The organism is Mycolicibacterium flavescens (genome assembly GCF_001722335.1).
Taxonomy (GTDB): domain Bacteria; phylum Actinomycetota; class Actinomycetes; order Mycobacteriales; family Mycobacteriaceae; genus Mycobacterium; species Mycobacterium flavescens.
Genome location: NZ_MIHA01000017.1, coordinates 102,853 through 115,774, shown reverse-complemented (window position 1 = coordinate 115,774; position 12,922 = coordinate 102,853). Strand labels below are relative to the sequence as shown.

The 12,922-nt window shown below is 68.5% G+C and carries 11 protein-coding genes; 4 read left to right on the top strand and 7 right to left on the bottom strand.

What is annotated here, in order from left to right:
* The first annotated feature begins 34 nt into the window (after nucleotides 1–34).
* Nucleotides 35–646: an FHA domain-containing protein gene (locus BHQ18_RS21220; protein WP_069415615.1), complete on the top strand. Its 612-nt coding sequence runs from the start codon at nucleotides 35–37 to the stop codon at nucleotides 644–646.
* Here the strand turns inward: BHQ18_RS21220 and BHQ18_RS21215 are convergent.
* On the bottom strand, nucleotides 639–3,599 hold the full coding sequence (locus BHQ18_RS21215; protein ID WP_069415614.1) for a serine/threonine-protein kinase: 2,961 nt from the start codon (nucleotides 3,597–3,599) through the stop codon (nucleotides 639–641). The genes BHQ18_RS21220 and BHQ18_RS21215 overlap by 8 nt on opposite strands.
* 116 nt (nucleotides 3,600–3,715) lie before the next feature.
* Here BHQ18_RS21215 and BHQ18_RS21210 point away from each other — a divergent pair, with 116 nt between their 5' ends.
* Complete coding sequence (locus BHQ18_RS21210; protein WP_109789362.1) at nucleotides 3,716–4,336, top strand: VOC family protein; 621 nt, start codon at nucleotides 3,716–3,718, stop codon at nucleotides 4,334–4,336.
* Complete coding sequence (rnhA, locus tag BHQ18_RS21205) at nucleotides 4,333–4,800, top strand: ribonuclease HI (protein WP_069415612.1); 468 nt, start codon at nucleotides 4,333–4,335, stop codon at nucleotides 4,798–4,800. Before BHQ18_RS21210 ends, rnhA begins: the two co-directional genes overlap by 4 nt.
* Nucleotides 4,801–4,839: 39 nt before the next feature.
* Here the strand turns inward: rnhA and BHQ18_RS21200 are convergent, their stop codons facing one another.
* Nucleotides 4,840–7,167 carry an ATP-dependent DNA ligase gene (locus BHQ18_RS21200; RefSeq protein ID WP_069415611.1) on the bottom strand — a complete coding sequence of 776 codons (2,328 nt, stop codon included), beginning with the start codon at nucleotides 7,165–7,167 and terminating at the stop codon, nucleotides 4,840–4,842.
* A gap of 34 nt (nucleotides 7,168–7,201) precedes the next feature.
* On the opposite strand from BHQ18_RS21200, the gene BHQ18_RS21195 reads away from it, so the two are divergent.
* Nucleotides 7,202–7,429, top strand: a complete 228-nt coding sequence (locus BHQ18_RS21195) for a hypothetical protein (protein ID WP_205866157.1) — start codon at nucleotides 7,202–7,204, stop codon at nucleotides 7,427–7,429.
* A 72-nt stretch (nucleotides 7,430–7,501) separates the two neighbouring features.
* Here BHQ18_RS21195 and BHQ18_RS21190 read toward each other — a convergent pair whose 3' ends face one another.
* From BHQ18_RS21190 to BHQ18_RS21170, 5 genes are read right to left on the bottom strand one after another with little or no spacing between them, the layout of a single operon-like run.
* Nucleotides 7,502–8,584, bottom strand: coding sequence for an ABC transporter ATP-binding protein (locus tag BHQ18_RS21190; RefSeq protein WP_069415610.1), 1,083 nt, complete (start codon nucleotides 8,582–8,584; stop codon nucleotides 7,502–7,504).
* A gap of 15 nt (nucleotides 8,585–8,599) precedes the next feature.
* Entirely contained in the window at nucleotides 8,600–9,466 is an 867-nt protein-coding gene (locus tag BHQ18_RS21185) for a carbohydrate ABC transporter permease (RefSeq protein WP_069415609.1), read from the bottom strand.
* Between the two features lie 2 nt (nucleotides 9,467–9,468).
* Complete coding sequence (locus tag BHQ18_RS21180) at nucleotides 9,469–10,443, bottom strand: carbohydrate ABC transporter permease (protein WP_069415608.1); 975 nt, start codon at nucleotides 10,441–10,443, stop codon at nucleotides 9,469–9,471.
* Nucleotides 10,443–11,801 carry an ABC transporter substrate-binding protein gene (locus tag BHQ18_RS21175; RefSeq protein WP_069415607.1) on the bottom strand — a complete coding sequence of 453 codons (1,359 nt, stop codon included), beginning with the start codon at nucleotides 11,799–11,801 and terminating at the stop codon, nucleotides 10,443–10,445. Before BHQ18_RS21175 ends, BHQ18_RS21180 begins: the two co-directional genes overlap by 1 nt.
* Before the next feature lie 25 nt (nucleotides 11,802–11,826).
* The gene (locus tag BHQ18_RS21170; RefSeq protein WP_069415606.1) at nucleotides 11,827–12,837 is read right to left on the bottom strand and encodes a sugar-binding transcriptional regulator; all 1,011 of its coding nucleotides are present in this window, start codon (nucleotides 12,835–12,837) and stop codon (nucleotides 11,827–11,829) included.
* Nucleotides 12,838–12,922 lie beyond the last annotated feature (85 nt).

Below are 12,922 nucleotides of genomic sequence, written 5' to 3'. Positions count from 1 at the left end.
GTCTGGGCCAGAATGCCTCAGATAGGAGGTCCGCATGTCTTCCCACCTGGAAGTCTCCACACCGTCGGGCCGCGACCTGGTCCCGCTGTCCGGGCAGCGGGTGACCCTGGGCAAGGCGTCGAGCAATGCGGTGGCACTGGACCACGACGAAACCGTGTCGCGGTTGCACGCGGTCTTCGAGAACCTCGGGTTCGCCTGGTCCGTCCGGGATCTGGGCAGCCGCAACGGGACCTACCTCAACGGTGAGCGGATCACCGCCGAGCGGGTGCTGCGTTCCGGTGACGAGGTCCGCGTCGGCCGGTCACGGGTGATCTTCTGGGAGGTCAGGGACGGCGGCGACGGTCGGCTCGACGAGGAGACGGTGGCCGCCGCGCCGATCGAGGCGCCGCCACGTCTCACCCGGCGCGAGCACGACGTGCTGGTGGTGCTGTGCCGTCCGCTGGTGTCCGATGACCCGTTCCCCGAGCCGGCGTCGGTGCGGCGGATGGCCGGTGAGCTGTTCGTCACCGAGGCGGCCGTCAAACAGCATCTGCAGAACCTGTACGACAAGTTCGCCGTCCCCGCCGAGGGTGACCGCCGGGTGCGACTGGCCAACGAGGCGCTGCGCCGCGGCGCGGTCACCCTCGCGCAGCTGCGGGCTACGTGAAGTCGAGCGCTTCGACGGTGGCAACGGGGCCCTCGTGGGTGGGCCGGTCGGCGCCGCCGATGCAGTACACCGCCGACCCGACCGCGGCCACCACCTGACCGTGCACCGGGGTGTTGAGCGGCGCCACCGTGCGCCACTTGCCGCTCGCGATGTCGTACATCTCGACCGTGGCCAGCACCCGCGTCGGCTCCTCTCCGCCGACCGCGACCACCCGGCCGTCGATGAACGCGGAACCGTAGCTGCCGCGCGGAGTCGGCATGTCCGGCAACCGGTCCCAGTTACCCGACACCGGATCGAACCGCTCGAACGCCGCAGAGTTCTCGTCGGCGGTCAGGAAGCGCCCGCCCACCGTGTAGACGTACACGCCGTCGGACACCGCGGCGAGATGCTCGCGCGGGGTGGGGATGTCGGCGGCCGGTGTCCACGACTTGCCGTCGAAAACCTCGGTCTGCGGGACGAGTTGGCGGCTGTTCTGCCCGCCGACCACCACCAGCTTGTCACCCACCACCGCGGCCGCTGACGCCGCCCGGGCATGGGTCAGCGACGCGAGCTCGTCCCACTTCCCGTCGCGGAACACGAAGACCTTGTTCGACGCCTCCGCGAGGTTGTCCTCCGCACCGCCGACGACGACCATCTCCCCGCCGTAGGTGGCGGCGGTCGCGTGGTGCAGAGGCACCGGCAGTGGGGGCCGTTGCTGCCATTGGCCGGTGCGGGTGTTGTAGCTCTCGACGGTCGGCAGGGTCTCGCCGTGGCGCATGCCGCCGGCGATCCAGATCTCGTCGCCGAGCACCGTCCACGCCATCATCAGCCGCTCGTTGGGGGCGTCGGGAAGCACCCGCCACTGCGCCGCGGGCTGCGGTCGGCGCGGCGCCAGCTTCAGCGCCTCGGCCGACGACGTGATCTGGGTGTCGCCCGGACCGGTGGATCCGCCGATCGCGTAGACGGTTCTGCCGACCCCCGCGACCGCCATACCGTGGCGACCGGTTCCCATGTCCGGCAACCCGTTCCACGACTGTGTGGCGAGGTCCAGCGCGACGACGCTGTTGAGGACCTGCCCGCCCGACACCCCACCCGCCACGACCAGCCGGCCGTCGGCGATCGCGATGCCGAAATCGCTTCGCCGCCCGGGCAGTTCGGACAAGCTGTTCCAGGTGTCGGCGGCCGGGTCGTAGGTTTCGACGGTCGCCACCTCGGAGGTGCCGTCGTTGCCACCGACCACGTAGACCACCGCCCCGTCGGAGGCCGCGCCGAGCAGTTGGCGCGGGGTCGGGATCGGCGCGCCGAGCGTCCAGCGGGTGCCGTCGAAGATCTCGGTGGTGGTGAGCAGCCCGCCGGCGGCGTCCACACCGCCGGTGACGATGATGCGGTCGCCGACCACCGCGGCCGCGGCGGCCGCGCGCGGCTGCAGCAGCGGCGGAAGCGCGGTCCAGCGGCTGTTGACCACGCGCCACACCTGGTCGGTGGCCACCTTGGTGTCGGCGCCCTGGGTCCGCCACCCGCCGAGCACCACCGGGGTGCCCTGCCAGGTCACCGCCATCGCCTGCTGGACGGGAACGGGCAGGTCCTCGCCGCCCTTCCAGCTGTCGATGGCGGGGTCGTAGCCCTCGTGCTGCCCGCTGACCCGGCCGTCGGCCTCCAGCCCGCCGAACACCCAGATGGTGCCGTCGGCCTCGGTGGCCGCGACCGCGTCGCGGGCCACCCGCGCGTCGGCGACGGACCGCCACTGAGGTTGGGTCTCGGCGACCGGCGCGGTGGTCGGCGCGGCCTGGCCGCCGCCGCCGTCGCGGGTCGACGCGACCACCAGCACCCCGCTGATCACCAGCAGCACCACCGCGACGACGGCGCCCGACACGATCAGGACCCGCTTGCGGCCGCGCTGCGGGGCGGCGGGTTCCGGCGGCGGAGGCGGCGCGGGTGGGTGGACCGCCTGCCACGGCGGACTCGACGCGCTCGTCGAGGCGGTGTCGGCAAACATGTTCGACGGCTGCGGGGCCGACGCGGGTAGTACCTTCTCCTCCTCGGGTTGACCGCTCAACTCCGACAGCGGGATCGCCTGCGTGCCGCCGGTCTGTTCGAGGCGACCGCCGGGCTCGCTGAGCGCCATCGCGTCGGCGGCCAGGCCGTTGTGCCGCTGCGCCAGTTGCAGTTCGCGGCCGAACTCGGCCGCCGAGGCGAACCGGTCGGCGGGCTCCTTCGACATCGCCTTCTCGATCGCGGCGCAGACGTCGGCGGGGATGCCGGCCGGCCGCAGGTCGGGCACCGGGGTGTCGGTGATCCGCAGGTAGTGCGCGATCAGGTCCTCGTCGGCCTTGCGTTCGTGGGGCGGGCTACCGGCGATCAGCGCATAGATCGACGCGCCGAGGGAGTAGACGTCGGCCGCGACCGTCGGCGGGCTGCCCGCGAGCACCTCGGGTGCGGTGTAAGACAGTGTGCCGGTGAAGAATCCGGTGACCGTCTTGTAGCCGCCGGCGATGCGCGCGGTGCCGAAGTCGCTCAGCTGGGGTTCGCCGTAGTCGTTGACGAGGACGTTGGCGGGTTTGATGTCGCGGTGCAGAGTTCCGGTGCGGTGCGCGGTTTCCAGTGCGCCGCAGAGCTTCACGCCGATGCGCAGCGCTTCGGGCCAGGCGATGCGGCCTTCGCGCCGGACGCGTTCGGCGAGCGATCCCGCTGCGTGGTAGGGCATCACGATGAACGGCCGGTTGGTCGCGGTCATCCCGACCTGCAGGATGTTGACGATGTTCGGGTGCCCGGACAGGCCGCCCATCGCGACACCTTCGCGCAGGAACCGCTCCCGGTCGTCGTCGTCGAGATCGGAGGCGAGCACCTTGATCGCGACGCTGCGCCCGAGTGATTTCTGGTGGCAGCGGTACACCACGCCGCCCCCGCCGCGGCCCACCTCGACGGCGTCGATGAATCCCGCTTCGGCCAGTTCAGATGCTATTCCGCCGCCCATGTCGCCGCCCTCCGTGCGCGATGCGGATACCTCGCCTAAAGGTACCGAGCAAAGATTCGGAAAAGATGAAATCGGCCATACGCGGGCGGGCGGACCCGGGCGGTCATACTCGTGCGGTGACATCCGTCGAGGGATTCGAGGTCGCCGATCCGGTCGAGGCCTGGCGGCGGGCGGGGTTCACCGTCGACGACGACGGGGTGTGCCGGGTCGGTGGGGTCCGCATCCGGCTGGGTGCGTCCGGAACGGGGATCGTCGGCTGGTCGTTGCGCGGTGTGCAGGTGCCGGACCTCGACGGTATCCCCACGACGACGTCCGACGCGCCGCAGGCGTCACCTGCCGAGCACGCCAACGGCGTCGTCGCGATCGACCACGTCGTGGTGCTCTCCCCCGATCTGGGCCGGACGGTCGACGCTTTCGCGGCCATCGGCGTGGCACCGCGCCGGGAACGCGTCGGCGAACTGGGCGGCCGGGCCATCCGCCAGGTGTTCTACCGGTTCGGCGAGGTGATCGTCGAGGTCGTCGGCGCCCCGGACTCCGCTTCGGACGGCCCGTCGTCACTGTGGGGGATCACCTACGTCGTCGGCGACATCGACTTGACCGCACGGTTTTTCGGCGACAAAGCGGCGCCGGTCAAGGACGCGGTGCAGCCGGGCCGTCGGATCACCACGCTGCGGCACCGGGATCTCGGCATGTCGGTCCGCACCGCGATGATCTCGGCGCCTATCCTTCGACCGTGAGCGAAGACCCGGTCGTCATCCACACCGACGGCGGCTGCCGGCCCAACCCCGGGCCGGGCGGCTGGGGCGCGGTGCTGCGGCATCGCGAACACGTGCGGGAGATGTTCGGCGGGGAGGCCGGCGCGACGAGCAACAACCGGATGGAGTTGACCGCGCCGATCATGGCGCTCGAGGCGCTGACCCGGCCGGTCGCGGTACACCTGTACACCGACAGCACCTATGTGCGCAACGGCATCACCAAGTGGGTGTTCGGCTGGGAGCGCAACGGGTGGCTCACCGCCGCCAAGCAGCCGGTCAAGAACGAAGACCTGTGGCGGCGCCTGCAGATCGCCTGTGCGCGCCACCGCGTCGAGTGGTTCTGGGTCAAGGGCCACTCGGGGATCGCAGACAACGAGCTGGCCGACCAGTTGGCGACCCGGGGTCTCAACGAAGCGCTGTCCGTCGGGGCCACATCTGCCCCTTAACGGGTTGATTGCACGCGAATATCGCGGGTAATCAACCTCTTAAGCCCCCTGCGGCCCTTCCCATTTCACCTCGCCGGGCTCCTTGTCCGGCCGCAGACCGCGCCAACTCGCCTGGCGCAGCCGGCCGTCGGAGGTGCGTTCGCTGTAGCGCACCTCGCCGACGAGTTCGGGCCGCACGAAGGTCACCCCCCTGGCATCCTGGCGGGGCAGCCGCTCGTTGAACGGGCTGTCGTCGGTCTCCAGCGGTTTGAGGGTCTTCTTCAGCTCGGCGAGCGCCTTGTCGGTGAAGCCGGTGCCGACGCGGCCGACGAACTCCAGCCCGCCCTCGGCCGGAATCCCCAGCACCAGCGCACCGATCCCGCTCGAGCGGCCGCCCTCCCCCTGCCGCCACCCGCCGATGACGACTTCCTGGGTGTTCCAGATCTTGTCCTTGATCCACGACGACGACCGACGGCCCGGTTGGTAGGTGGAGTTCCGCTTCTTGGCGACCACGCCCTCCCACCGTTGTGCCCGTGCGTATTCCAGCGCCTCGGGCCCGTCGCCGGGCAGTGTGTCCTTCACGATCACGCCACCACCCTCGGCCAGCGCCTCCAGCAGCCGCCGGCGATCGGAGTACTTGACCTTCAGCAGCGACCGCCCGTCGAGGTGCAGGATGTCGAAAGCCCAGTACTCGACGCGCGTCGAGCGCGCCCGGTTCTGGATCTCGGAGAAACTCGGCACACCGTTCTGGTCCAGTGCCACCGCCTCGCCGTCGAGGATCACGTGGTGGTCGGCGAGATCGGCTGCCAGCGCAGCGAATTGCGGGAACTCGGCGGTGACGTCGCGGCCCCGCCGGGACCGCAGGCTGAGCTCACCGTGGCGGGCCTCGAGCAGCACGCGGTAGCCGTCCCACTTGCCCTCGAACGCCCACTGCGTCGACTTCAGCCTCGCGATCGAGCCCTCGCTGGCGAGCATCGGCGCGAGGTCTGCAACCGTCGCGGGGCCGGGCTGTTCCTTGGTGCGGTGCGCCAGCCAATTTTTGCCGTTCGTCTGGATCAACGCGTAGCGGCCGGTGATCTTCTTGCCGTGCAGCGTGACGATCACTTCGCCCTTGTCGGGGCCGTTGCGGTCGAGTGGCTTCTCGTCGTTGACGCCCGGGTCCCGGAACTTCTCGGCCTCGTAAGTCCCCGAATCCCAGACGATCACCTTGCCGCCGCCGTACTCGCCTCTGGGGATTTCGCCTTCGAAGGTGCCGTACTCGAGCGGATGGTCCTCGGTGTGGACGGCCAGATGGTTGACCGACGGGGTGTCTGGCAGGTTCTTCGGGATCGCCCAGCTGACCAGCACCCCGTCGCGTTCCAACCGGAAGTCGTAGTGCAGCCGCCGGGCGTGGTGCTCCTGGATGACGAAGAAGTCGTCGTTGCCGGTGATCGGCGCGGTGTTCGGGACGGGCTCGGGCGTCTTGCCCGCGTCGCGCATGCTGCGGTAGGTCGACAGGGCGTCGGCGACCGGCGCGTCGTCGTCCATGTCGGCCAACAGATCACCGTTGCGTTCGAGGCGTTCGAGCACTTCGTCGAAGCGCAGATGCCTCAGGTCGGGGTCCTCGATCTCGTCCCAGGTGCGGGGCGCCGCGACCGTGGGCTCGTCGCGGCCGCGCAGCGAATACGGCGCGATGGTGGTCTTGTTGCCGTTGTTCTGGCTCCAGTCGACGAACACCTTGCCCGCCCGCAAACTCTTGGTCATGGTGGCCGTCACCCGCTTGGGCATCGCCTTCTCCAGCTGCACCGCGATACGGCGGGCCAGCACCGAGGCACCACTCGAGCTGATCGGTTTCTCCAGCGGCACATACAGGTGCAGGCCCTTGCTACCACTGGTCAACGGCAGCGTGGTCAACCCGATACCGGTGATCAGCTCGCGCACCTCATGGGCCACCTCGCACAGCTGCCGGAACGTGACGCCCTCGCCGGGATCCAGATCGAACACGACGCGGGTGGCCAGTCCCGGCGTCTGCTCGGCGCCGCCGTCTCGGCTCCACGTCTTGACGAAACGCCATTGCGGCACATGCACTTCCAGCGACGCCTGCTGCGCGATCCAGGCCAGCGCCTCGGCGCTGTTGATGATCGGATAGGTGGTGGTGCCCGACTTGTGCGTGATCGATCCGCGCTCCAGCCAGTCGGGCGCCGAGGAGGCGAGCTGCTTCTCGAAGAACGACGGCTCGTCGACGCCGTTGGGCCAGCGCTTGCGGGTGCACGCCCGGCCCGCGATGTGCGGCACCATCGCCGCGGCGACGTTGACGTAGTACTCGAACACCTCCGCTTTGGTGGTCCCCGTCGCCGGGTAGAGCACCTTGTCCGGGTTGGTCAGCTTCACCCGGCCGAAACGATCCACAGTGTGAACGTATACCCGCTGGTAGCGTGAATCCGTGGTGAGAGTGATCGCGGCGGTGCTGCTCGCGGTGGCCGGTCTGGTCGCCGCCCCGCACGCTGCCGCCGACCCACAGGACCTGGTGCCGTACTGCTCGGGCGACCAGACGCCGATGGACAACAACTGCCGGACGATGGCGCATCAGGAGTTCACCCACGGATCCGGTCTCGACCCCGGCGTGCCGAGCGGCCTGCTGCCCGGCAGCGTCGCCGCGATCAACGACTAGCCGCGCCGAGCGGCCAGTTATCCGACGTTTTCCGCGCTCAACCGCGCGACAACTGGCCACTCGGCGCGGCAACTAGTTGATGCGCTCCCCGGTCTCGGGATGGAACAGGTGCACCGCACCCTCGGGATGCCTGCGCAGCCGCACCGTGTCGGCGAGCCGCGGGGCGCTCCGCGGGTTACAGCGCGCCACCAGCTCGATACCGCCGGATCCGGCGTGGGTGTACACGTAGGCCTCGGCGCCGAGGTCCTCGACCAGGTCGACGACGACCTCCACGCCGCCGGAGTCGACGATCTCGAGCTGCTCGGGCCGGACACCGAAGGTGACCTCCGACAGGCCCGCCTCGCTGAGCTTGGTCAACGATTCGCGTTCCAGTTCCAGCGTCGAGTCGCCGATCTTGACACCGTCCGGGGCGATCGGCACGGTCACCAGGTTCATCGCGGGTGAGCCGATGAAGCCGGCGACGAACGCGTTGGCGGGCTTGTCGTACAGATCGTTGGGCGAGGCGAACTGCTGCAGCTTGCCGAACCGCAGCACCGCGACCCGGTCACCCATCGTCATCGCCTCGACCTGATCGTGAGTGACGTACACCGTCGTGGTGCCGAGGCGCCGCTGCAGCGCGGCGATCTGGGTGCGGGTCTGCACCCGCAGTTTCGCGTCGAGGTTGGACAACGGCTCGTCCATGCAGAACACCTGCGGCTCACGCACGATCGCGCGGCCCATCGCCACCCGCTGACGCTGACCACCCGAGAGCTTGGCCGGTTTGCGGTCCAGGAACTCGGTCAGGTCGAGGATCTTGGCGGCCTCCTCGACCTTGCGGCGCCGCTCCTCGGCGGACACGCCGCGCAGCTTGAGCGCGAAACCCATGTTCTCCGCGACGGTCTTGTTCGGGTACAGCGCGTAGTTCTGGAACACCATCGCGATGTCGCGGTCCTTGGACGGCACGCCGACCATGTTCTTGCCGCCGATCTCGATCGTGCCCTCGTCGATCTCCTCGAGACCGGCCAGCATCCGCAGCGCGGTGCTCTTGCCCGACCCGGACGGGCCGACCAGGACGACGAACTCCCCGTCGGCGATCTCGAGGTTCAGCGAGTCGACCGCGAGCTTGTCCGAACCCTCGTAGATGCAGGATGCGTTGTTGTAAGTGATTGAGGCCATGGGACTTTGACTCCTCTACTTGATCGCGCCGAACGACAGTCCGCGCACCAGCTTGTTCTGAGCGAACCACCCGCACAGGATCACGGGCAGCGCGGCCATGGTCGCGGCCGCCGAAAGCACCGCCCAGTACTGCCCCTCACCGGCGATGAAGCCGACCAGGTAGACGGGCATGGTCTGGGCATTCACCGCGGTCAGGTTCACCGCGAAGAAGAACTCGTTCCACGCGAAGATCACGCAGATCAGCGCGGTCGCCGCGATACCGGGCGACACCAGCGGCAGGATCACCTCGCGCACCGACCGCCACAGGCTGGCGCCGTCGAGGCTGGCCGCCTCCAGCAGTTCACCGGGCACCTCGAGGAAGAACGACCGCATCATCCACACCGCGATCGGCAGGTTCATCGACGTGTAGAGCACGATGAGCGCCCAGATGTTGTCCAGCAGGCCGATGTTGGACACGATCACATACAGCGGCAGGATCACCGCGACGACGGGCAGCATCTTGGTGCTCATGAAGAAGAACAACGCGTCCTGCGTCTTCTTCACCGGCCGCAGGGACAGCGCGAACGCCGCGGGCACACCCAGCAGCAGCACGATCACCGTCGAGATCCCCGTGGCGAACACCGAATTCAGCATCGCCGGGCCGATGCCCTGGTTGAACACCTCGGCGTACTGGTCCAGCGTCGGGTTGAACAGCAGCGTCGGTGGGCTGGTGGCCGCGTCGGCCTCCTGCTTGAACGACGTCAGCACCATCCAGAACACCGGGAAGAAGAACCCGAGCCCGACCAGCCACGCCACCACCCCCCACGGGCTGAACTTGCGGGACTTCTTGGCGCGCACCGCGGGTTCGGCTGCCGCCGCCGGCTTTTCAGCAGTCGTAGTCATATCTAGGCCGCCTCTTCCTTTCCGCTGAACGACTTGAAGATCAACCGCAGCGCGAAGCTGGCGATGACGATCGTGAACACCACCACGACCACACCCATGGCCGCAGCCTGGCCGATGTCGAAGCCCAGGAACGCGCGCTGATAGATGTAGAACGGCAGGTTCGCACTCGCGATACCCGGGCCGCCCTGCGTCATCATGTAGATCGCGTCGAAGGTGTTGACGAGATAGATCGCGCCGAGCACGACGCCCAGCTCGATGAATCGCCGAAGGTGGGGCAGCGTCAACTCCCGGAAGAGCTGGAACGCGCCGGCACCGTCGACTCGACCGGCCTCCAGGATGTCGCGAGGCATCGACTGGAGGCCGGCGAGGATCAGCAGCATCATGAACGGGGTCCACTGCCAGATCAGTTCCACCATCACCATGGTCAGTGGGAACTGACCGATCCAGTCCACCTTGCCGATCCCGACCAGCGACAGCAGCCAGTTCAGGATGCCGTTGTTCGGGTCGAGGATCGTGGTCTTCCAGATCAGTGCGCCCGCAACGGGTGTGACGAGGAACGGGGTGATCAGCAGCGTGCGGACGATGCCGCGGCCCAGGAACGCGCGGTCGAGCAGCAGCGCCAACAGCAGCCCGAAGAACGCCGAGACCAGCACCACACCGACGATCAGGATCACGGTGTTGAGCGCCACGGTCCAGAACTGGCTGTCCTTGGCGACCGTCAGGTAGTTCTGCAGGCCGACGAACTCGCGCGAACCGGGCCGCACCAGGTTCCACGACAGCGTCGAGTAGTACAGGGTGAACAGGAACGGGATCTGCGTGACGACGATCATGAAGATCAGCGCCGGCAGCAGCGGCCCGCGTCGGCGCCACGCCTCGGCTCGGCTGACGCCGACGCTCTGCGCCTCCCGAATCTTGCGAATCCGTTCGGCCACCGCCTGTTCGCCGGCGTCGGCTCTGGTGTCAGCGGTAACGGTCATCATTTCTCCTGATATGTCCGGCCGACGACCTCGGCGTACTGCTGCGCCTGGTCGAGCGCTTCGTCGACGGTCTTCTGACCGGCGATCGCGGCGCTGATCTGCTGGCTCACCCGGGTCCCGAGGTCCTGGAACTCGGGGATGCCCACGAACTGGATTCCGGTGTAGGGCACGGGTTGCACGGTCGGGTGCTCCGGGTCGGCGTTCTCGATGGAGCGCAGCGTCAACGGGCCGTAGGACTGCGAGATCTTCTCGTACTCCGGCAGTTCGGTGTACGTCGACGTCCGGCTACCCGGTGGCACCCGGGCCCAGCCCAGCCGCTCGCCGACCAGTTTCATGTAGTCCTTGCTCGTCATCCACGAGATGAATTTCCAGGCGCCGTCGGGGTTCTTGGCCGACTTCGGGATCCCCAGCGCCCAGGTGTAGAGCCACCCGGAGTTCGGCTTCTCGGCGATGGGCGCGGGCAGGTAACCGATCTTGCCGACCAGCTCGGGGTACTCCTGCGGGTCCTCGAGCACCGACACCGCCGAGGTCGCGTCGTACCACATGGCGGTCTGGCCCTGCCCGAACAGGTTCGCGCACTCCTGGAAACCGGTTGAGGCGGCGCCGATTTCACCCGATCGTTTGATCAGGTCGACGTAGAAGTTCACCGCCTGACGCACCTGCGGGCTGTTCAACTGGGCGTTCCACTGCTCGTCGAACCAGCGCCCGCCGAACGTGTTGATCACCGTGTCCAGCGGAGCCAGGACCTCACCCCAGCCCGGCTTACCGCGCAGGCAGATCCCAGCCCGGTCGGCGGTCTTCAATTTGTCCGCCCACCCGGCGACCTCCTGCCAGGTCGGCTGGTAGTCCGGCGACTGGTCGACGGTGATGCCGGCCTGTTCGAACAGGTCCTTGCGGTACATCAGAAACGACGACTCACCGTAGAACGGCACCGAGTACAGGTCGCCCTCATAGGACAGCGACTCCCGCAGCGACGAGATGAAGTCCTGCTCGTCGTAGCCGGGGGTCTGCTCGGCGTAGTCGGAGAGGTTGCGCAGCCAACCGTCTTTCGCCCACTGCGGGGTCTCGAAGTTGCTGATCATCACGACGTCGAACTCGCTGCCGCCCATCGCCGTCGACATCGTGATCTTGGCGCGGGCCTGGTTTTCCGAGAGCGTGATGAACCGCAGCTTGGTGCCCGGGTTGGCGGCCTCGAACTCCGAGGACAGTTCGCGGGCGTCGGTCATCTGCGCGTTCGACACCATCGCGATCGTGACCTGGTTCTCGGAGGCGCCCATGCTGCCCGCGCCCGAACAACCGGTGGCCAGCGTCAACCCCACGGCGGTCAGCCCGGCGGCCAATCTTCGTAGTGTTCTCACGTCACCTCACCTTTCGCCGTGCTGTCTATTGCGCCAACAGCCAATGGGCACAATCGATGTCGCAGACCAACAGCCTGGCCAGCTTGCCGCGCAGAGCGCCGAGCGTGGCCTGGTACTTGGTGGTCCCGCTGGAGATCAGCAGCGTCTTGTCGCAGTTGCGCACGTCCTCCAGCGGCACCGAGACCGCGCGCTGTTGCAGTTCGGTGACCACCGGGGCGCCGTGGGCGTCGAAGAACCGGCCGCCGATCTCACCGACGGCACCCAGGGACACCAGTCCGTCGAGCATCCGGGTGTCCAGGAAGCTGCCTTCGAACAGGGTCGTCGACGTCGACACCGCGCCGACACCGAACAGCATCATGTCCGCGCGCCGGCCCGCCTCCAGCGTGCGGGAGATGACCGAGTCGTTGCGCATCGACGCCACCGTCGACGCGTCGGCGTACAGCGGTGCGGGAAGCCGTAATGTCGCTGCGCGCAACGTGTCCCCGGCGCGGGTGAGGATGAACTCGGTGCCGGTCTGGTACGACGCGGTGGACATGGCGCCGTCGAGCTGGACCACCGCGCGGCAGCTGGCCACCCCGGGTGTGAGCGCCGCGGCCACCGCGACCTGCTCCGGGCCCCAGGTGAAACCGAGCACGTCGTCGGAGGACAGCCGACGCATCAGCAGCGCGGCGGCGGCGCGCCCGACGCCGGCGTACGAGGCGGGTCGTCCGGGACCGCCGACGTCGGCGCCGTGGCCGGCGATCACGGCCTCGGTCAGCCCGAACCGCCGCTCGAGTTCGCGCTCCTCCTCGGCGTGCAGGTGTTCGGTCATCTCCGGCGGGACCGCGACCTCGATGCGCACCAGCCCCTTGGCCTTGGCGCGGGCGATCAGCCGCCCGGCGGTCGGGCGGGAAACGCCGAGGTTGGACGCGATCTCAGCCTGCGTCAGGCCGTCGAGGTAGTACATCGTCGCCGCCCGCAGAGCCAACCGGATGTCCTCAGGCGTGGAACCGCTCCTGACGACCTCGCCGGCGACATCGCCGTTCGACCGTGGCACAGACCCTCCTGGCTTGAGCAAATGCTCAGGGATGCGAGTAGATGCTCATGACGTTAGCATGGGGATGTGACGCAGACAACACCCT

Coding starts and splice junctions, on each gene's coding strand:
- BHQ18_RS21220 (WP_069415615.1), top strand. CDS start 35: ATGTCTTCCCACCTGGAAGTCTCCACACCGTCGGGCCGCGACCTGGTC.
- BHQ18_RS21215 (WP_069415614.1), bottom strand. CDS start 3,599: ATGGGCGGCGGAATAGCATCTGAACTGGCCGAAGCGGGATTCATCGAC.
- BHQ18_RS21190 (WP_069415610.1), bottom strand. CDS start 8,584: ATGGCCTCAATCACTTACAACAACGCATCCTGCATCTACGAGGGTTCG.
- BHQ18_RS21185 (WP_069415609.1), bottom strand. CDS start 9,466: ATGACTACGACTGCTGAAAAGCCGGCGGCGGCAGCCGAACCCGCGGTG.
- BHQ18_RS21180 (WP_069415608.1), bottom strand. CDS start 10,443: ATGACCGTTACCGCTGACACCAGAGCCGACGCCGGCGAACAGGCGGTG.